The organism is Chryseobacterium gotjawalense, assembly GCF_030012525.1.
Taxonomy (GTDB): Bacteria; Bacteroidota; Bacteroidia; order Flavobacteriales; family Weeksellaceae; genus Kaistella; species Kaistella gotjawalense.
Window position 1 is genome coordinate 1,642,739 of sequence record NZ_CP124855.1, and the last position, 21,664, is coordinate 1,664,402.

General features: G+C 38.2%; 12 protein-coding genes. 8 read left to right on the forward strand and 4 right to left on the reverse strand.

Annotated features, from left to right (window positions below):
• Positions 1 to 2: 2 nt before the first annotated feature.
• From QGN23_RS07520 to QGN23_RS07530, 3 genes are all read right to left on the reverse strand, one after another.
• On the reverse strand, positions 3 to 2,090 hold the full coding sequence (locus tag QGN23_RS07520; protein WP_282903735.1) for a M13 family metallopeptidase: 2,088 nt from the start codon (positions 2,088 to 2,090) through the stop codon (positions 3 to 5).
• Between the two features lie 287 nt (positions 2,091 to 2,377).
• The gene (locus tag QGN23_RS07525; RefSeq protein WP_282903736.1) at positions 2,378 to 4,459 is read right to left on the reverse strand and encodes a M13 family metallopeptidase; all 2,082 of its coding nucleotides are present in this window, start codon (positions 4,457 to 4,459) and stop codon (positions 2,378 to 2,380) included.
• 95 nt (positions 4,460 to 4,554) lie between these two features.
• Positions 4,555 to 5,211: a head GIN domain-containing protein gene (locus tag QGN23_RS07530; RefSeq protein WP_282903737.1), complete on the reverse strand. Its 657-nt coding sequence runs from the start codon at positions 5,209 to 5,211 to the stop codon at positions 4,555 to 4,557.
• A 267-nt stretch (positions 5,212 to 5,478) separates the two neighbouring features.
• Here QGN23_RS07530 and QGN23_RS07535 point away from each other — a divergent pair, with 267 nt between their 5' ends.
• The 4 genes from QGN23_RS07535 to QGN23_RS07550 are packed head-to-tail and all read left to right on the forward strand — an operon-like array spanning position 5,479 to position 14,264.
• Positions 5,479 to 9,378 carry a response regulator gene (locus QGN23_RS07535; protein ID WP_282903738.1) on the forward strand — a complete coding sequence of 1,300 codons (3,900 nt, stop codon included), beginning with the start codon at positions 5,479 to 5,481 and terminating at the stop codon, positions 9,376 to 9,378.
• An 11-nt stretch (positions 9,379 to 9,389) separates the two neighbouring features.
• Positions 9,390 to 9,746 carry a response regulator transcription factor gene (locus tag QGN23_RS07540; protein WP_282903739.1) on the forward strand — a complete coding sequence of 119 codons (357 nt, stop codon included), beginning with the start codon at positions 9,390 to 9,392 and terminating at the stop codon, positions 9,744 to 9,746.
• Positions 9,747 to 9,753: 7 nt separating this feature from the next.
• On the forward strand, positions 9,754 to 10,830 hold the full coding sequence (locus tag QGN23_RS07545) for a HEAT repeat domain-containing protein (RefSeq protein ID WP_282903740.1): 1,077 nt from the start codon (positions 9,754 to 9,756) through the stop codon (positions 10,828 to 10,830).
• On the forward strand, positions 10,824 to 14,264 hold the full coding sequence (locus tag QGN23_RS07550) for a sulfatase-like hydrolase/transferase (RefSeq protein WP_282903741.1): 3,441 nt from the start codon (positions 10,824 to 10,826) through the stop codon (positions 14,262 to 14,264). Before QGN23_RS07545 ends, QGN23_RS07550 begins: the two co-directional genes overlap by 7 nt.
• On the opposite strand, the gene QGN23_RS07555 is transcribed toward QGN23_RS07550, so the two are convergent.
• Positions 14,261 to 15,496 (reverse strand): YaiO family outer membrane beta-barrel protein, encoded by a 1,236-nt coding sequence (locus QGN23_RS07555; RefSeq protein ID WP_282903742.1) that lies wholly within the window; start codon positions 15,494 to 15,496, stop codon positions 14,261 to 14,263. The two genes, QGN23_RS07550 and QGN23_RS07555, sit on opposite strands and share 4 nt — an antisense overlap.
• Positions 15,497 to 15,750: 254 nt before the next feature.
• On the opposite strand from QGN23_RS07555, the gene QGN23_RS07560 reads away from it, so the two are divergent.
• The 4 genes from QGN23_RS07560 to pdeM all read left to right on the forward strand — a co-directional run bounded on the left by QGN23_RS07560 (position 15,751) and on the right by pdeM (position 21,594).
• Complete coding sequence (locus QGN23_RS07560; RefSeq protein ID WP_282903743.1) at positions 15,751 to 16,773, forward strand: ligase-associated DNA damage response exonuclease; 1,023 nt, start codon at positions 15,751 to 15,753, stop codon at positions 16,771 to 16,773.
• A complete protein-coding gene (locus QGN23_RS07565; protein ID WP_282903744.1) occupies positions 16,770 to 18,350 on the forward strand; it encodes an ATP-dependent DNA ligase in 1,581 nt (526 codons plus the stop codon). Before QGN23_RS07560 ends, QGN23_RS07565 begins: the two co-directional genes overlap by 4 nt.
• Positions 18,351 to 18,499: 149 nt before the next feature.
• Positions 18,500 to 20,953: a ligase-associated DNA damage response DEXH box helicase gene (locus QGN23_RS07570; RefSeq protein ID WP_282903745.1), complete on the forward strand. Its 2,454-nt coding sequence runs from the start codon at positions 18,500 to 18,502 to the stop codon at positions 20,951 to 20,953.
• Positions 20,950 to 21,594, forward strand: a complete 645-nt coding sequence (gene pdeM, locus QGN23_RS07575) for a ligase-associated DNA damage response endonuclease PdeM (RefSeq protein WP_282903746.1) — start codon at positions 20,950 to 20,952, stop codon at positions 21,592 to 21,594. The genes QGN23_RS07570 and pdeM overlap by 4 nt, the downstream gene beginning before the upstream one ends.
• The last annotated feature ends 70 nt before the right edge of the window (positions 21,595 to 21,664 follow it).

Sequence of the window (21,664 nt, forward strand, 5' to 3'; positions counted from 1 at the left end):
TTTTACCAGATCTTTATTCTGTCATTTGGTGCTTTATACAATTCATCAGCCGGTGTGATGTCGAACGCTTTGTAGAATGAATCCTGATTCACCAAAGGCGCAAACGCACGGAAATAACCTGGCGAGTGCGGATCGGTTTTCACCTGATTCACCATATATTGCTCTGTAGACTTTGTTCTCCAAACCGTTGCCCAACTCATAAAGAATCTTTGATCCTGTGTAAATCCACTGATTAATCCCGGATTTCCATGATCTTTCAAATACATTTGAAGCGCCGTATAAGCAACTGCTACTCCACCCAGATCACCGATATTTTCGCCGCTGGTAAATTTACCGTTAACGAAACTTCCTTTCACCGGTTCGTATTTATCGTATTGCGCAGCAAGTTGTCCCACTTTTGCATCGAAGTTTTTACGGTCAGCATCTGTCCACCAATTATTCAAATTTCCATCACCGTCAAATCTTGAACCGGAATCATCGAAACCGTGACCAATCTCGTGACCGATTACCGCCCCAATTCCACCGAAGTTAACCGCAGGATCTGCTTTGAAGTTAAAGAAAGGAGGCTGAAGAATAGCTGCTGGAAACACGATTTCGTTGTTAGAACCACTGTAATAAGCGTTCACGGTTTGCGGCGACATTCCCCATTCGGTTTTGTCAACTGGCTTTCCAACTTTAGCTAAATTCTTTGCATAAGACCATTCGGTGATATTCTGTAAGTTTTTATAATACGTTCCACCTTCGGCCGGTCCGGTCAATTGCAGTTTAGAATAATCTTTCCAGGTATCGGGATAAGCGATTTTCACAGAGAATTTTGATAATTTTTCCTGTGCTTTAACTTTCGTTTCGGGCGACATCCAATCATTTTCTGCAATATGCTGCTGGAATGATTTTTTCAAATAACCGATATAGGTTTCCATCTGCTGTTTCGCTTCAGCCGGGAAGTATTGGTCCACATACAATTTACCAAAAGCTTCGCCCAAGACTCCATTAATAACGCCTAAACCTCTTTTGTTCATGGCTCTTTGCTCTTGCTGGCCCTGGAGATATTTAGAAAAGAAATTAAAATTCAAATCATCCAATTGCTTGTCAAGATTACCTGCGTTACCAGCAATCAATCTGGCTTTCATATATTCTTTGATCAGCGGAAGGTTTTTATCGGTCATCCAGCTATCCATATCCTGGTAATATTTCAACTCGCTTACGATTACTTTGTCAGTTTTCACCCCGGCATCGGACAGGTATTTTGGCAAGTTAACATTCTTAACCAATTTTGAAAGCTCAGGCAATGTTTTCGGATTGTACCGAAGATTCGCATCGCGGTTCTGCTCGTTGGTCAAAAGATCTTTCGCCAGTTTCTTTTCGAAATTCACAACGTTCTGTGCCGTTTGATCTGCGTTTTTCTGACCAATAATGGTAAACAACTGCGCAAGGTAATTTTTATATTCCGCCAACGTTTTGCTATTCGCTTCGTTGTCTTTTTGATAATAGTCACGGCCTAAACCTAATGATGCGCCACCAAAGTAAACAGCATTCATCACGGAGTTTTTCATATCCGGACTTACCCGCCAGGCGTAGAAAGGATTATCTCCGGTTTTGGTTGCTTCTGTTAAATAGCTTTGTAACTGTGCAACAGTTTTGATTTGATCAATCTTTTGCAAATCACCTTTAACAGGATTAATTCCGTCAGCATTTCGCTTGTTCCAGTCCATAAATGTTCCGTACAGATTTTGGATTTTCTGACCTTCGGAACCCGCTGCAAATTTGTCGGCTAATATTTTATCTAAAATTCCTAAAGAAGCATTGTCAACATCTTCTCTCAAAGCGTTGAAACTTCCCCAGCTTGTTTTATCAGAAGGGATTTCGGCAGTTTTCATCCAGTTCCCATTGACATAATTAAAGAAATTATCCTGCGGACGAACCGAGGTGTCCATATAGGCAAGATTGATTCCCTCATCTTTGGTCGGTGCGGGCTTTTCAGCAGTAGTTACTGTCGTTTCTGTTTCTGTAGTTGCAACTTTCGCAGTTGTACATGAATTTAGTAAAACAACTCCCGTAAAAGCGAGCGCAGCGATGGTAATTCTTTTCATAAGACTTTATTGATTATTATTAAGATTATTTCAAAGATAATGATTATTTATTGTTTACAAGTGCTATAATCACTCAATTTGTTATTGTGCAAGAGATTGAAGCGGCATCGTTTTTTGCTGCTGGTTAGTCCTTGGCAAAAAAGATACAGCGGAAAGCCCAACCCGAGCGCCTGGAAGCATTAACAGTGCTTCGACCGGTATTAGCGCTGGACTGGCAAGGGTTACGCTCTAAAAAAAAATCACTCCAAATAATTGAAGTGATTTTTCGAAAGTAATTTCCTAATGTATTACCAGATTATCACTCTCTCTTCTGGCTTTTTGTAAAGTTGATCTCCTTCTTTCACATTAAATGCTTTGTAGAAAGCATCGGTGTTTACGAGTGGACCAAATGCCCGGTACAATCCCGGCGAATGCTCATTGGTTTTGATCTGATTAATCAGCGCAGCTTCTTTTTGAAGGGTTCTCCAAACCGTTGCCCAACTCATAAAGAATCTTTGCTCCTGTGAATAACCACTGATCAATCCTGGATTTCCGTGGTCTTTTAAATACATCTGCAAGGCATCGTAAGAAATATTTACTCCACCTAAATCTGCGATATTTTCACCATTGGTAAAAGTTCCGTTTACAAAAGTTCCTTTAACAGGTTCATATTTGTCATACTGCGCTGCGAGCGCTTTCGTGGCTTTCTCGAAATTGGCTTTATCTTCGGGAGTCCACCAGTCTACCAAATTCCCATCCGCATCGAACTGTGCTCCGGAATCATCAAAACCGTGGGTAATTTCGTGACCGATAACCGCTCCGATTCCGCCGAAATTAATGGCTGCATCTGCATTTGGATTAAAGAAAGGCGGCTGTAAAATCGCGGCCGGAAAAACGATTTCGTTGTTTACCGGGTTATAGTAAGCGTTCACCGTCTGAGGAGTCATTCCCCATTCGGTACGGTCAACCGGTTTCCCAACTTTCTCCAGTTCTCTGTCATATTGCCAAGACGTTAAATTCTGTAGATTTCCATATAAAGTGCCGCCGGTTTCTTTAGAATTAATGGCCAGTTTAGAATAGTCTTTCCACTTGTCTGGATAAGCTACTTTTACGGTAAATTTATTCAGCTTGTTTAAAGCTTTTTCTTTGGTAACGGGAGACATCCAATCTAAATTCGTGATATGCTCAGCAAAACTCTTTTTCAAATAACCGATCAGTTCTACCATCTGAGCTTTTGCTTCAGCCGGGAAATATTTGTCAACATATAATTTTCCAAATGCTTCACCCAACGAGCTGTTGATCAATTCGAACCCTCTTTTATCCTGAGCTCTCTGAACATCCTGACCTCTTAAATATTTACCGTAAAAATTAAATTTCATATCATCTAAATCTTTCGAAAGATAACTTGCGCTTCCCGAAAGAAGATGAAATTTCATATAATCTTTAATCAAAGGAAGATTTTTCGCATTGATGAACCGGTCTAAATTTTGGTAATATTTTAATTCCCCGATAATGGCCTTATCCGTATTTACACCAACTGCTGTCAAATATTTTGGCAAGTTCACATTTTTCACCAACTTCGACAGTTCCGGCATTGTACGCGGATTGTACTGCAAAGTAGCATCGCGAATCTGCTCATTGGTCAGATAAGTCTGAGCGATACTTTTCTCGAAATTAACAATATTCTTTGCCGTTGCCTCTGAGTTTTTATACCCTAAAACGTTTAACATCGAAGAAACGTAATCTGTATATTTTGCCAACGTTTCTGTGTTTTTGGGATTTACCTTCTGATAATAATCCCTTCCTAGTCCAAGGCTGGCATCTCCTAAATAGATCGCGTTCATTTTCGAATCTTTCAAATCTGAAAACACTGCCCAGGAGTAAAAAGGATTTTCTCCATTTTTAGTCGCTTTGATTAAATAATCCTGTAAATCTGAAAGTGATTTAATTCCATCTATTTTTGCTAAATCGGCTTTGACAGGTGAAATTCCATCGGCATTTCTTTTGGTCAGATCCATATAGGTCCCGTACAAATCCTGGATTTTTTTTCCTTCACTTCCAGGCGCAAATTTGTCATTCAGCAAAGAATGAAGGATTGTCATTGAATTATTATCAGTGTCTTCCGCCAGTTTATTAAACGAACCCCAAGTCGATTTATCTGCCGGAATTACTGCAGTTTTCATCCAACTTCCGTTCACAAAATTATAGAAATCATCCTGTGGACGAACAGATTTATCAAACGTGGTGAAATCTAAACCTCTTTCCGGCGTTTCTTTTACAGTTTCCATCGCCGGCGCAGGTGATTCTGCAGGACTTGCAACTTTAGAGGCACATGAATTCAGGGCGATTACTCCGGCAAAAGCCAGAATACCAATGTTTATATTTTTCATTAGGCATACTTTCTTATTTAGTCTGTTGTTTTTTTTATTTGTTACATCATTCTACAAATAAAAAAGCCATTCTTAACTGAATGACTTTAAGTTATCTATTTAAAGGTGATTTTGCCGCCAATCACATTTTTAAATTTCCGATCATCGGGGTCACCATAAACATCGATGATTCCGCCAGCTCTTGTGGTTGCATTTACCGATTCACCGGCAAATACTTCAGCAATTCCACCGGCATTTGCGGCAACCGTTGCGCTTTGAGATTCTACATTTTCGCCGCTAAATTTACCGCCAGAATTCACTACGATATCCTGATGGTCTGCTTTCCCGGAAACTTTAATTTCTCCACCTGAATTGATTTTCACATTGAGTTTTCCGGTATCAATTCCTAAATTAATTCTTGAACCTTCATTGGAGGTTAAACTCAACATTCTCGATTTCAAAGTTTCGGTGGAACTGATTGAAGATCCCTGACTGGCCTGCAAATCATTGAGCGTTTGATAATATACTTTCACGGAAACCTGATTTCCCTGCAATATCCGGGCGGGAGCCATTCGGATTTTCAGCTCACCATTTTTGTTCACCGTTTCTACATCTGCACTTTCGGCTTCTACTTTATTTTCATTCGATGGAATGATTACCACATTGATTTTATCATATACTTTCAGCGATGAAAATTCCCCTACATTTCTTGTCACTTGCGCAAAAGAATATTGCATCATCAACATCATCAAGCCCACAGCTATTTTTTTCATAATTTCGAATTTATTTAAGTAAAGATAACGCTTTGCGACAGAATTTATTTTAAAATCTTTTTAAAATTTTTTCATAAATAATTTAAATCATCTGATCATGTTGGCTGAAAATGTAATGTTATATTTAAAAATTAAATTTATTCAAAGAAATGATTGTGTAATAATAAGTTTGTTTAAGTTTAAAAAAAAATTTGAATTTACCTGCGAAACACTATCTTTGATTCCGGTTTTTCCTAATATACTATCACTACAAGCCCTTTAAAATAAATGAAGCAATATCCGATCCCCGATAACGAAAAAGAACGTATCGAAAAATTAAAATTTTTGGATTTGTTGGATTTGGAAAAAGACCCAGAGCTGAATGTTTTTGCCGAGGGAGCCAGTCTTATCGCGGATTGCCCGGTTTCCCTGATCGCTATTATGGCAGAAGATTCACAGCATATAAACAGTTGCGTCGGCCTGCAGTTCGATTCTGTAAACCGGCAGGATACGATGTGCCAATATGTAATCGCTGATAAGGAAATACTGATCATTCATGACACTTTGCTGGACGAGCGCTCTTCTCACAATGCGCTGATTATAGAGGCAGGAATCCGCTTCTATTTGGGGATTCCACTTATTGATGATGAAGGGTTTGTGCTGGGAACGCTTTGCGTGATTGACTACCAGCCTAAAAAACTTTCAGAAAATCAGATCATCACCCTTCAAAAAATGGGAGAAGCGGTAACAAAACTTTTAATTAACAAGAAAAAGAATGTTCAGGCCGATTACTTTCAACAGATTTTTCACATTACCAATAATTTAGTTTGTGTACTTGATTCGGATTTTAAACTGAAAGACCCGAATCCTGCTTTTGAAGAAGCTTTCAATCAAAAAAAAGAAAGTACGCTCCGTCAATCTTTGGTAAATATTTTAGGACATCACAATACCGAACTCAAAGCCCTGGCGGGAACTTTTCCCAGAAAAGATGAAGTATTATGCACGACCTCCACTGTTACTGATCTGCAAAACACGATAACCGTGGAATGGTCCTTCAAACAAAATGATTCTGATATTTTTTGTTTTGGACGAAACATCACCTCTCAGATCGAACAGAATCTGAAACGCGAAAACTCTGAAAAAAGGTTTAGAAATTTTTTCCAAAATGCGATCGGACTCATGAGCATGCACGATTTGCAGGGGAACATATTGGATGTTAACCAAAAAGGGCGCGAATTGCTTAATTATTCCGAAAAAGAGATCAAAGGGTTGAATTTAAAGGATCTCGTTCCGCAGGCAAACTGGCCATCACTCAATGATTATCTCACCAGAATTGCGGCGAATAAGGAAGACTTAGGAAATATGCTTTTGCAGAAGAAAAACGGCGAGGAAGTGATCTGGATGTACCACAATACACTGGAAACCGATGAAGAGGGCAACCCTTATATAATGAGCACCGCCCTGAATGTCACTGAAAAAATGACTTTAGAAAAAGATTTAATTTATGCCAATAAAATACTTGAGCAGACCGGTGATGTTGCGCAAGTAGGAGGATGGGAAGTAAATCTGCGAAAAAACACCGTTTACTGGTCGCAATCCGTAAAGGAGATTCATAAAGTTCAACCGGATTTCGTACCCACTTTGGATAATGCCGTAGAATTCTATACGGGAGAAAATAATAAAAAACTTAATTTTTTACTGCAAGAGGCGATACAAAAAGGAATTTCCTACGATGACGAACTTCAGCTTTTACGCACAGACGGTGTGCTGATCTGGGTAAGAGTAAAAGGAGTACCTGAGTTCGACAATGGCGTCTGCACCAAAGTTTTTGGGATTATTCAGGATATTGATGCGTCTAAGAAAACTTTTCTTGAACTGGCCGAAAAAGAAGCAATGCTGCAGTCTTTTATAAAATACACTCCCGCTTCCGTCGCCATGTTTGACCGTAAACTCAATTATCTCGCGGTAAGTAAATCGTGGGAAAAAGAGTTTTACATGGATGATTTAGAAATCATCGGAAAGCATATTTATACCATATCACCTCATATCCCCGAAGAAAGATCCAAAATATATTTAGATGCCTTAATAGGCAAAACCTATAAAAATGAAAACTTACAGATTAAACTTGCTGGTCATGACGAACCGCAAAATTATGATATTGAAGTAAGTCCTTGGTATCTTTCAGAAGACAACATAGGGGGCATCGTTGTTTCAGCCAAGAATATCACGGATTATATAAAAGTAAACAAAAATCTTAAAAAGGCGAAAAAAATGGCAGATATTGCCAGCAGAGCCAAATCTGAGTTTTTATCCAATATGAGTCATGAAATCCGAACACCGCTCAATGGAGTTATTGGATTTTCAGATCTTTTATTAAAAACTCCGCTCAATCAAATGCAAACGCAGTACCTCAACTATATTAATGAGTCGGGTGAAAGTCTGCTCAATATCATCAATGACATCCTTGATTTTTCGAAAATAGAATCGGGAAAAATGGAACTGTTGGAAGATAAATCCAATATTTATAATATGGTAAGTCAGGTGATGAATGTCATCCTTTACCAGTCCCAGAGAAAAGATATTGAATTGCTTCTGAATATAGAACAGGGATTGCCAAAAACGCTGTGGCTGGATGAATCCCGAATTAAACAGGTCTTGATTAACCTTCTCGGCAATGCAGTTAAATTTACAGACTCTGGAGAAATCGAACTGAAAGTGGAGAAGCTGAAGATCGGAAACGAAAACATCACTTTACGATTCGCTGTGAGGGACACCGGAATAGGTATTCCTTCTGAAAAACAATACCGTATTTTTGATGCTTTTACGCAGGAAGACAGTTCCGTAAGTAAAAAATATGGCGGTACAGGTTTAGGACTTACCATTTCTAACAATATTTTAAAATATATGGACAGTCATCTATCGCTTTCCAGTGAACTACAAAAAGGTTCTATATTTTATTTCGACCTTACCGTTCCTTATGAAACTGAAAGCTTTGATGAAGAAGAGGATTTGAATATAGATCATATACTGATTGTAGATGATAATGAAAACAACCGTATCATTCTGCAACATATGCTGGCCTACAAAAACATCCGTTCAACATTAGCTGCCAATGGCATGGAAGCACTTCATATCTTAATGACAGGAGAGCGTTTTGATGTCATTTTAATGGATTACCATATGCCGCTAATTTCCGGTTTGGAAACGATAGAAAAAATAAAAGAGTTATTCAATAAGAAGGATGAGCTTTCCCCACTGATTGTTTTACATACCTCCTCAGAAGAACACGAAGTCATAAATTCTTTCCGCCAGGATGAAAAATCTTTCTGTCTGTTAAAACCTATTAAATCTGAAGAACTTTACACTACGCTGAGACGCGCCGTAAAAAATAAATTTAAGCAGACTGAAGAACTCAATAATTCCCGCGAAAATAAGCAGTCTCTATTTCCAGATGCGTTGAATGTTCTTTTGGTTGATGACAATCCGGTGAATATGGTTTTGAACAATAAGATGATGCAGTCACTTATTCCGCAAGCCCATTTAACTGAAATGGTCGATGGTCTGCAAGCACTGAATGCCTGCAAAAACAACACCTTCGATCTTATCCTTATGGATGTTCAAATGCCGGTTATGGACGGAATAGAGGCAACAAAACAAATCCGTTTATTACCTCAATACAAAGAAGTTTCTATAATTGGCATTACGGCAGGAAATATTTTGGGTGAAAAAGAAAAATGCCTCGCCGCCGGAATGACTGATTTCTTACCTAAACCTTTAAGACAAGCTGACCTTTTAGAAAAACTAGTTCAACATGTTGCGCTTCATGAAAATGAACAACCCAACAAAATCGTAGAACACGATCAACATCTCGATCTCCATCTGCTGAATGAACAAGTGGGCGAAGATGAGAAGTTCCGAATAATGTTCTTACATTTGGTCCTGCAGGAACTTACCCTTTCTCAGGAAAAATTAAAAAATGCAATAAGAGAAAACGATATTAATGATCTTAAAAAAACATTACACAAACTGAAAGGAACCGCCGGAACCGCAGGTCTTTTTAAACTTGCGGAGATTTCTGCAAACTGGGAAAATAAAATAGAAAAACCGTCAGATTATGACTCCCTGGAGAAAGAGATAAAAATAGAAATAGCAATTGGGCTAGATTTAATGAAAGGACTGCTAAATTAAAAAATAAAAATATGTTAATTTTAATCGCCGAAGACGACGAATTGATTTTAAAAACAATAGAACATAAATTACTCAAAGAAGGATATGAAGTTATTTTAAGCCGAAATGGCAGAGAAGCCATTGACAATATACAAAACAAAAACGTAGACCTTATCATTACAGATATTATGATGCCTTTTGCCTCAGGAATAGAAATCCTTTCCGCCATTAAATCAACAGGAAAGAAAACACCGGTCATCATGCTTTCGAGTATGGGCCAGGAAGAAGTGGTTCTTAATGCTTTTGATTTAGGCGCCTCCGATTTCATCGTGAAACCTTTCAGTCCCAATGAATTGATGTTAAGGATCAAAAGATTGATTTCAAAATAGAAGTACTATGCTGTTTTTAGACATTTCACTGCATTTTCTTTTCGACACCTTTCTGGGAATACTGTTAATCGTTTTCCTGTTAATTTTGGGGGTACTGTACTACAGTTTTTATCTCTTCAAAAAACTCATTGATCTTATAAACTGGTCACAGGAAATAGATTACAAAGTTACACAGGTAATCGTTCATGGTAGTGATGAACTTGAAAAAACAGACGCTGACCGTTTCAGTCAGTTTTCTAATAACTCCTCTTTCCGCGATTTATTTCTAGAAAAACTGGTCGATTCAGAAAAGAAATTTTCGGGGGCAGCACAAAATGAAATCAATAAACTTTTTCAGGATTATAACCTCGAAAAAGAGGCCTTTGAAAAATTAGATCAAAAAAAACCTTACCTTATTGCGGGCGGCATACAGGAACTTACTTCCATGCGGGTAGAAACAGCAGTCCCAAAAATAAATTCTCTTTTAACACATTCTTCATCTCTTGTTTACCAGGAAGCGCAATACGCAATGGTTAGTTTTAAAGGTTTCGACGGCCTGCAGTTTTTGGATACCGCTTCTAATATGATTTCAGAATGGCAACAATTGCGTTTGCTCCTTTCAGTTTCTCATATTCCTGAAAACGGTGATGACTCCTTTAAGAACTGGCTACGAAGTGAAAATAATTCCGTAATTATTTTTACACTTCGGTTAGCGAGAAAGTTCCAGATGTTATCATTTTATTCTGAAATTTTAAATTTACTGGACCATTCTTCAGAACAAGTAAGAATACAGGCGGTACAAACCTTGCAGTCCCTGGAAAACCCTTCTACCGTGAATGATCTTACCGCATCTTATACAAACCAAACTCCCGATGTGCAGGTTGAAATCATTAAGGTTTTAAAAATTGCAAAAGACCAGCGCGCTGTAGTTTTTTTAAAAAAACAGCTGATTGACCACCCTTTTCCGAAGTTAAAAATCTTCGCAGCTGAAGCTCTTTTCTCGCTCGGCCATGAAACTTTTTTAATGAGCTTGGCAGAAAACGAATCTTCTCCGGAACAACTCATCCAAATTATTAAACATTCCATGCAGGAAAAGGTATGCTAGTATTTTCTCAAATCATTTATGAGCTTATAATCTGGCTGTTCCTGTTGTATGGAACAGCGGTGTTTCTTGTATACGGATGGATCGGAATTTACGCGCTAGGTGCTGTTATCCGTTATAAAAAAAAGAATGCTTTCACCGATTACAGCATGATTGCAGCTAATCCAAATGCCCCGACTTTCAGCGTTATAGCTCCCGCTTATAATGAAAGTATGACCATCGTAGAAAATGTAAGATCTCTGTTGTCTCTTTATTATCACAATCTGGAAATCATCATCATAAATGATGGAAGCAAAGACGATTCGATATTAAAGCTGATTGAGGCTTATGAACTTGAAGCGGTTTCTTTTTTTGTACAGGGCGAAATAGAAACCAACAAGATCCGCGAAGTTTATAAAAGTAAAAATCCCGCCTTCAAAAAATTAATTATCGTAGACAAAGATAACGGCGGTAAAGCAGATGCACTAAATGTTGGAGTTAATATATCTTCCGGTGACTATCTTGTCTGTATCGATGTAGACTGTATTCTGGAACAGGATGCGATCTTGAAATTAGCAAAACCCTTTCTGGAACAAACTGATAAAAAGCTTATTGCCTGTGGCGGAGTTATCCGTCTGGCCAATAACTGTAAAATTGAAAATGGCAAAGTCACCGATGTTAATATTCCTAAAACACTGCTAGGAAGAACCCAAGCTTTAGAATACATCAGAGCTTTTGTATTGGGGAGAATGGCTTGGTCACGCGCTTCAGGATTAATTTTAATTTCGGGGGCTTTTGGAGTTTTTGACAGAAAAATAGTTCTCGCTTGCGGTGGTTACGACCGAAACACCGTTGGCGAAGATATGGAGCTGGTAGTCCGTATGCGAAAGTATATGGAAGAAAAGAAAGAACCCTACGAAGTCATCACCATTCCCGATCCTTTGTGCTGGACCGAAGCACCGGAAACAAAGGCTATTCTTAAAAAGCAGCGAAACAGATGGATGCGCGGAACCATGGAAACCCTGTGGAAACACCGTAAATTAATGTTTAATCCAAAATACGGAAAACTGGGAATGATCAGTCTTCCATACTGGTTCTTTTTTGAATTGCTGGGTCCACTTATAGAATTTTTAGGTTACGTTATTTTTATCCTATTTTTGATCTTAGGAATTATCAACTGGCCTTTCTTTATTATTTTATTCGCCTTGGTCATATCATCAGGATTTCTTTTTTCAATCTACGGTATTTTGGTAGATCTTTTATGTCATCAGGTTTACGCCAAAAGGAAAGATTTCCTGACCTTAATCGGCGTCGCCATTTCAGAGCCTTTCTATTTTCATCCTCTTGTGGTAAAAGCGGGAGTGAGTGGGTTTATCGATTATTTTAAAAAATCCCATGCCTGGGGCGAAATGACCAGACAGGGCTTTAATCAGAACCATTCTGGTTTACCGTTCAAAAAGCGGATTTGGGCAATGCTGCAACGTGGACTTCATCAGTGGGCCATATTTGCAGGTGTCTTTTTATTATTGTTTTCATTGGGAACCTTTGCAGAATGGGTTTGGTACCGGCATACTTTTCAAACGCTGAACAGTTCAGTCCTTGGTGAGAATCTTTTACTAAACAATCTGATATTTGTATTAAAATTGATATTGGGTTCTGGTCTCATTTATTTAATTTTAAATTTCCTGAACGAAAGCTGGGCGAAAACTTTAATCATCATCTCATTCACCTTCGTCGTCGTAAGCCAATACCTGTTATTCATATATTTTTCAGAATCGCATAATTTATTGGGTGCTGATATTCTTTATTACAGTGAAGCGGAAATGAAACAGATTTTAGAGGCAAGTGGAATGCTTAATTTTAAAAATTTTGCCTTAATAGGAATTTTAATTGCAATCTCCTTTATTCCTTTTTGGTTCGCTTCTAAATCCTCTTTTAAGCCCAAATATGTTGCCGCAGTATTTTTAGGTCTCGGAGCAATCAGTTTTTCCTTCCCTAATGATATGATGCAGTCAGATCATTCAAACGGTTTAAATGAATTTGATCAGAACGCCGCGAAAAGCAAATGGGCTTATTTTTTAAATTCTAACATCGATAACTTCATTAGTGAACATCCGGAATTAACTGCTTTTGGTGGTGATTCAAATAATTTTGAAATAAATTCGGAGATGCTCGACCAATCGTTCCCATTTTGGCGGAAAGAAAATACCCCGGACTTTTTAGGCTCGTATCTGAACAAATCTGATAAAGTACCGAATCTCGTTTTCGTCCTCGTCGAAGGTTTAGGGCATGCCTACAGTTCGCCAAACGGCTATGTCGGAAACTTCACTCCTTTCATCGATTCGCTGGCAGGCAAAAGCCTTTATTGGGAAAATAATTTAAGTTCCTCCGGACGAACATTTGCGGTTCTACCCACGATTACAGGTTCTTTACCTTTCGGAAAAAACGGATTTTTGGAAATAGAAAAAACTCCCGACCATTTTAATCTGTACACTGTTTTAAAATCAAACGGATTTGAAACAGGATTTTTCTACGGCGGCAACAGTGCTTTTGACCGTATAAAAGAATTTTTGGAATACAGCAAAGTAGATCATATAGTAGATGAGTTTTCGTATGATACACCGTATCAAAAATTGCCGTCAAGCGTGGGCGGCGAAAGTTGGGGTTATGAGGACCAGGCTGTTTTCGGAAAAATGCTGCAGGTTCAGAAACCAATGCCAAAACCGTATTTCGATATTATTCTTACTTTATCAACGCATAATCCGTTTTTAATTAATAATGCTCCTTATTACGAGAAGTTGTTTACGCAGCGGGTGAATTCAAATCAGTTGTCAAACAAACAGAAAAAATGGGCGCTGGATAACAGAAAGCAATTGGTTTCAGTATTAAATCTGGATGATGCCTTAAATAATTTTTTCAGAAGTTACCGCAAACGCGATGATTTTAAAAATACCATCTTTGTGATCACCGGTGACCACAGTATGCCGGAAATTACGCTGGAGTCGAAAATAGACCGGTACCATGTTCCTTTGTTGGTGTATTCGCCTCTTCTAAAGGAATCGAAACATTTTAAAAATACCGTAAGTCATTTTGATGTGGCGCCTTCAATTCTGGCTTATTATAGAGACAATTATACTATTTCAACTCCGTCTACCGTCACCTGGATGGGCAGAGGTCTTTCAGAAAAACCAAGAACTGACCAACTAAGAATTCCATTAATGCAGAGTAAAAATCAACTGATTGACTACGTTTACGGGAAATATCACCTGCAAAACAACCAGCTTTTACTTTTAAATAATCTGCAGGAAGATGGTGTAAATAATGAAACAGCTTTTAACAAAGCCACCGAGAGTTTCAAAGAGTTCAAAAATATGAATTCCCAGTTTTACCGCACTAAAAAGCTGATGCCGGATTCCGTGATCGCCAATTTCATCAAAAACACGCGATCAAAATTTTAAAACTTTTTGGTATATCCTAATGAAAAATCATACTGATTTCCCTTGGTTTTAGGCAAATATTCTGTATTATAATACATTGCAGAAATAGAGAAGAGGTTTGTTTTTTTCAGGGCAAAATTATATTCTCCGCCAATTTTGAAAGTTTTCAGTTTATAGATTTCATTTTCCAATAAATTGCTGAGATAACTTTCCGGACTGATTCCGGTTCCGATTTGAAAAGCAAAATAATCCGCAGCTCCTTTGGTATAATAGCGAACCGTCCCCGTATAAGACTGAGAAATATTATCATTATCCGGCGTAATATAAGTCCTTAAATTAAACCAGAAATTCTTGTAATATTTCCCGACCGAGGCGGTATACATCCAAATATTATTGCTGAAGTAAAGTTGTCTGTAGCCTATTTCAGCTTCATAACTTTTCGGAAGATTCGCATTTAAAGAAACACCGCTTCTATATTTCGGAAAGATTCCGACATCATTGGAATAGCCCGCTCCAACATACAGATAAAACATTTTAGACAATTTCGGATAAGCCTCAAGTTCAATCTGAGTACCGCTTGCCGCAAATTTATTGGCATAATTCCCTTTCAGAATCACCGACCCGATTGGCGTAACTCTTTTGTAACTTAGCCCCACGATATGCCAGTCATCATCAAACTGTTTATCAAAATGAGAAAAATTATAGGTAATACCTATGGCATTTTTAGAAGTAAAATCATTTATTTTAATGGAAAGAGCTCTGGCTTCTGTATTTTTAGGATTAATTCGCAGAAGAGTGTTGATTGTTTTTTCCGCCCCCGCATAATCTGAATTATTAAAATCGACTTTCGCCTTCAGCAATAGCAGCGCTTCCGATTGAGGATGGTATTCCAGTCCTTTATTCAGAATTTCTGTTGCTTTTGCATTTTGATCATTCCAATACTCCAGAGAACCGTACGCTATAAAAAAATCTTCATCGTGAACTTCCTTTTTCTGTAGTCCTTCAAAGACCTCTCTTGCAGAACTTAAATCATTGGTCCAGGTATAAAGTCTTCCTAAAAAAACAGAAATATCTGTATAATCCGGCGCTTTTTCCAATGCTGCCTTTGTAAGTTTAATGGCGGTGGGATAATCTTTCTGTTCAAAAGCTGCGTTCCGGGCTTCAACGAACAATTCATCAGCACTTAAACTTTGTTGGCTGTAGGCTGCAAAATGAAATAACAATAGCATTAAAAAACCAAGATATTTTTTCATCAAATTTTAAATAAAGGTTAAAAGAGATATTTTACATAAATTCAAAGAACAAATATATTGAACTTTTATTTAGTTATGCTTAATAATAAAAAGGTCAAACTTCTATTTTTCATTATTCAAAATGGTTTTATGCCCACAATTTAAAGACAGTAACTCACATTTAAGGCAATAAAAAAGGTAAACCCATTTTTTTTAAACCAGGAAATAACCGGAAAATATTGGCTTAATTTTCGCTTTTAATTTATAAACTGTTAATGAAAAACCCTACTTTTATTCGCCTCACCGACAAAGGAATATACTGCATTCCGGGTAAATTCTACATTGATCCCTGGAAACCCGTTGATCTGGCCGTAATTTCTCACGGGCATGGTGACCACGCACGTTGGGGAATGAAAAAATATTTGTGCCATCAATTTACGAAGCCCATTTTAAAACATAGAGTTGGGCAAGATATTGAAATTCAAACGGTGGAATATCGACAGGAAATTATTATTAATGGAGTGAAAGTTTCCTTACATCCTGCCGGACATATCATCGGATCAGCGCAGATCAGAATGGAGTACAAAGGGTATGTGATTGTCTTTTCCGGAGATTATAAAACAGACGACGACGGATTGTCTACGCCTTTTGAATTGGTTAAGTGCCACGAATTTATCACAGAAAGTACTTTTGGATTACCAATTTATAACTGGTTAAAACCGCAGGAATATTCAGAATTAATGCAAAACTGGGTTCAACAAAATCGTGAAAACGGTAAAACGTCCGTCTTCATCGGTTATTCTTTAGGAAAAGCCCAACGGATTATGAAATCCATCGAAGGCAGCGGAAAGATTTTCGTTCATCAGTCGATCGGCAAACTCAATGAAGGAATAGAATCTGTGGGAATTCATTTACCTGAATATGAAACGCTGAATTTTCAGGAGAGTTTAAAATCAACCGATGGCGAAATCGTGATTTTACCGCCCGCATTATTTGATTCCAACATCATTAAAAAAATACCGAATCGTGCCACCGCGATCTGTTCCGGCTGGATGCAGGTTCGGGGTTCCAGAAGGTGGCGCTCCGCCGACGCCGGATTTGCAATTTCCGATCACGCAGACTGGAACGGATTAATTGAAACCGTGAAAGCCACCGAAGCCGAAAAAGTATATGTCACCCATGGACAAATCGCCATATTTTCTAAATATTTAAACGAAATTGGAATCAATGCCGTAGAATTAAAAACCATTTTCGGAGATGAAGAAACCACCGAAAAAGAACTCCTAGAAACTAAATGAAAGATTTTGCCCAACTCATCAATGCGCTCGACAGCACCAACAAAACAACCGCGAAAGTAGAGGCGATGGTTTCTTACCTGAACACCGCAAATGCCAATGACAAGTTGTGGTTCCTGGCTTTATTTACCGGCAAAAGACCGAAAAGACCGGTAAACACCAATCTTTTAAAGCAATGGGCTTTAGAAATCACGCAACTTCCGGAGTGGCTTTTTGTAGAATCGTATGCTGCCGTGGGCGATTTGGGCGAAACATTATCACTGATCCTTCCCAACGCCGAAAACCAAACCGACAAACCGTTAACACAATGGATGACCGAATTGAATGCCTTAAAAGACCAAACCGATGATGAAAAGAAAAAGTATGTCCTGGAATCCTGGAACGGTTTGAATCATGTGGAACGATTCATCTTTAACAAATTAATTGGCGGAAGTTTTCGAATCGGAGTTTCTAAAAAACTGTTGATCAATGCACTGTCAAAATATTCCGGTGTTGAAACCAATATTCTGATGCACAGCATTATGGGAAAATGGAAAATTGACGAAGAGAATTTTGACGATTTAATCCTGGGAACCCATATCAATCCGGATGCTTCCAAACCTTATCCTTTTTGTCTGGCATATCCTTTAGAAAAAGAAATTCAGGAATTGGGCAACCGAAAAAACTGGCAGGCAGAATTTAAATGGGATGGCATCCGCGGACAGTTCATCAGGCGAAATGAAGAAATATTTATTTGGTCGCGCGGCGAAGAATTGGTCACAGAACAGTTTCCCGAAATTGTTTCCGCGTTAAAAGAAGTGGAAGGTAATTTTGTAATCGATGGTGAAATTCTCGTGGTGAAAGACGACAGAGTTCTTAATTTTAATGAACTGCAGAAGCGCCTGAACCGAAAAACAATTCCTAAAAAAATGCTGGAAGAACTTCCGGTTCATATTTTTGTTTATGACATTTTGGAACTGGAATTTGAGGATCTCAGAGAAAGGTCTTTGTCCGAAAGACGACTGCTTTTAGAAAATTTACTTGCAGATTCCCCAGTCCAGAATATTAAAATATCAGAAATCATTCATACTGAAACGTGGGAAGAATTAGCCCAAATCAGGGAAAACTCTCGGGACAATAATTCTGAAGGTTTAATGTTAAAAGAGACAAATTCCCGATATCATGCCGGCAGAAAAAAAGGCGACTGGTGGAAATGGAAAGTCAGTCCTCTCACGATTGATGCGGTATTAATTTACGCTCAAAAAGGTTCCGGCCGCCGAAGCAGCTATTATACTGACTATACTTTTGCAGTAAAAAATGATGATAAACTCGTCACCATCACGAAAGCTTATTCAGGTTTGACAGACAAAGAAATTATGGAAGTCAGCAAATTTGTGAACAAAAACGCCATCGAAAAATTTGGGCCGGTCCGAACTGTAAAACCTGAACTGGTTTTTGAAATCGCTTTCGAAGGAATCGGTTTCAGCAGCCGGCATAAAAGTGGCGTGGCATTGCGGTTCCCGCGAATCGTCCGTTGGCGCCGGGATAAAACAGCCGACGAAATTGATGACCTTGAGGAAATTAAGAAACTGATTACTTAATTTTTAAAACCCCGAAAGACCTCATAATTTTTTAATATAATTTTGTTAAAAAGTAAGACGTATGGTACCATTAAAAAAAAAAAATTCGTTTATTTTAATAGTGAAAAACAGTAGTGAAACTGGTGTTTCAAAATATATTTAAATTCTGAATGACCGAAAAATTTAAAAATTCCACAGGTTTCCAGATCATCGAAAAATGGATGGAAGACAAAGACCGCGAACCCTTTGGTTTTCAGTCTGAAACGTGGTATAAATTTTCCCAGAATTATTCGGGAATGGTGATCGCGCCAACAGGTTTTGGAAAAACATTCTCGGTTTTTTTAGCCGTCGTCATCGATTATATGAACAATCCGGACCATTACAAATCCGGCATGAAACTTCTGTGGATTACGCCACTGCGCGCCTTAGCAAAAGATATTGCAAAAGCGATGAGCGAAGCTTTGGAAGAAATCGGATTAGACTGGGAAGTTGCCGTGAGAAATGGTGATACGCCAAAAGAAATTCGGGCGAAGCAGACCAAAAAAATGCCTGATATTTTGATCATAACGCCCGAAAGTCTGCATCTGCTTTTAGCCCAAAAACAACACCAGAAATTTTTCAAAAATCTTCAGTGCATCGTTGTTGATGAATGGCATGAGTTGCTGAGTTCGAAACGAGGCGTGATGACCGAACTGGTCGTTTCACGGATTTTTAGTTATCAGAAAAAATTAAAAATATGGGGAATCACGGCAACCATCGGAAATCTGGACGAAGCCATGGAAGTCCTCATTCCCTACCCGATTAAAAAAACTAAAATTGTTGCCAAAGAAAAAAAGAAAATCGAAATCAAATCTATTTTCCCCGATGATGTCGAAGTTTTGCCTTGGGCCGGACATTTAGGAACGAAACTCGCTGATAAAATAATTCCTATTATTCTGGAAAGTCAAACGACTTTGGTGTTTACCAATACCCGAAGTCAGGCCGAAATGTGGTATCAGGTTTTGCTGACTGAGCATCCCGATTTTGCGGGACAGATCGCTATTCATCACAGTTCGGTGGATAAAGATATCCGGATTTGGATTGAAGAAAATTTATCTTCAGGATATTTAAAAGCCGTCATATCCACCTCATCGCTGGATTTGGGCGTAGATTTCAAACCCGTTGACACTGTTATTCAAATTGGTTCCAGCAAAGGAATTGCAAGATTTTTACAACGCGCCGGCCGAAGCGGACATTCGCCTTTCGAAACTTCAAAAATCTATTTTGTTCCGACCCATTCTTTAGAATTAATCGAAGTTGCAGCTTTAAAGGAAGCCGTGAAACAAAATAAAATCGAACCGCGGGAACCGCTCGTTTTATGTTATGATGTTTTACTTCAATTTGTCTTAACTCTGGCGGTTGGCGATGGCTTTAATGAAAATGAAACATTTAATCAAATCACCCAAACCAACGCTTTTAAAGAACTTTCACCTGAAGAATGGAACTGGATTTTGACATTCATTACCGTTGGCGGAAAATTAAAAAACTACGAAGAATATCATAAAGTTGTTATCGAAAACTCTTTATATAAAGTCACTTCGCGCAGAATTGCAATGTTACACCGCATGAATATTGGTGCGATTGTGAGTGATTCCATGCTAAAAGTCAAGTTTTTTGGTGGCGGATACGTAGGAATGATCGAAGAGTATTTTATTTCTAAATTAAAGAAAAACGATAAGTTTGTTTTGGCCGGAAGAGTTCTTGAAGTTTCCCACGTCAAAGAAATGACCGTCTACGTTCGGAACTCCAGCGGAAAAGGAATCGTCCCGAGTTATTTGGGCGGAAGATTACCGTTATCCTCCTATTTGAGCGGTTTTCTGAGACAAAAACTTTCGGAATCTCTCAACGCGAAATCTTCTGAAAAAGAACTGCGGTTTTTGCATCCACTTCTGGTAAGCCAACAGGAAAATTCACATATTCCAAGCGAAAACGAGTTTTTGGTTGAACGCATCAAAACCCGCGAAGGCCATCATCTGTTTATGTACCCGTTTGAAGGCAGATTGATTCACGAAGTGATGTCGGCATTGGTTGCCTACCGAATTTCCAGGATTTCACCCATTTCTTTTTCAATTGCGATGAATGATTACGGTTTTGAACTATTTTCGAAAATAGAAATTCCGTTAAGTGAAGAAAATATTCATGAAATATTATCCAAAGAACATTTAATCCGCGATGTTATGGCGTCGGTCAATTCCACCGAAATGGCCAGACGGAAGTTTCGGGACATCGCAGTAATTTCGGGAATGGTCATCAGAACTTATCCCGGACAGCAGAAAAACAATAAAAATTTACAATCCTCTTCAGGTTTAATATTTAATGTGCTGGAGGATTACGATCCCGAAAATTTATTATTAAAGCAGGCATATTCCGAAGTTTTTTTTCAGCAGATCGATGAAGCGAGATTGGTTTCAGCCTTTGATCGCATTCATAAAAGTGAAATTATTATTAAAAATTCAAATACCTTTACGCCCTTAAGTTTTCCAATTAAAGTTGACAGTCTGCGCCAAAGTTTGAGCAGCGAAGATCTGAAAGCCCGCATTCTGAGAATGAAAATGGAAGCCCTGAAAAAGAAAATGAAAAAATGAATCTGCAGACTATAGAAAAAACCGTTCAGAAAGAAAACCTCATTTTCACCAATCAGCGTGCTCTTTTTTGGACGGGAAACAAATCATTAATTATCAGTGATTTACACTTAGGAAAAACCGCTTATTTTAGAAAAAACGGTATTCCGGTTCCGTCGGATATTTTAGAAGATGATCTGGAAAGACTGGATTTTTTAATTCAACATTTTGAAGCAGAGCAACTTATCGTTGTCGGTGATTTTTTGCACGCCGGAAAAAACGCAGATTTCAAAATATTTGAAGAATGGCGAACGTTAAATAGTACCCTGAAAATTATTTTAATTAAAGGAAATCATGATATAAAAAATGCTGACTTTTTACTTGATTTAAACATCAGCATCATTGAAAATTCTCTTTATACCAAACCTTTTACTTTTATTCATATCCCGGAAAATTCAGAAAATAAGTTTTCAATTTCCGGACATCTTCATCCCGGAGTTACGGTAAAACTGGAAAAACGAAAAACTGTAAGATTGCCTTGTTTTCGGCTTTCAGAAAATCAGTTAATTCTTCCGGCATTCAGTAAATTTACCGGCCTGGACACGCAGTCCTGTCAGGATTTTGAATGTATTGCCTTTACGGAAGATTTGATTTTCGAACTTTAAATTCAAGTTCAAAAAGCTGAATTTTAGATGACTGAAAAAATAGAGCCTTTTACTTGATGATTAATCAAAA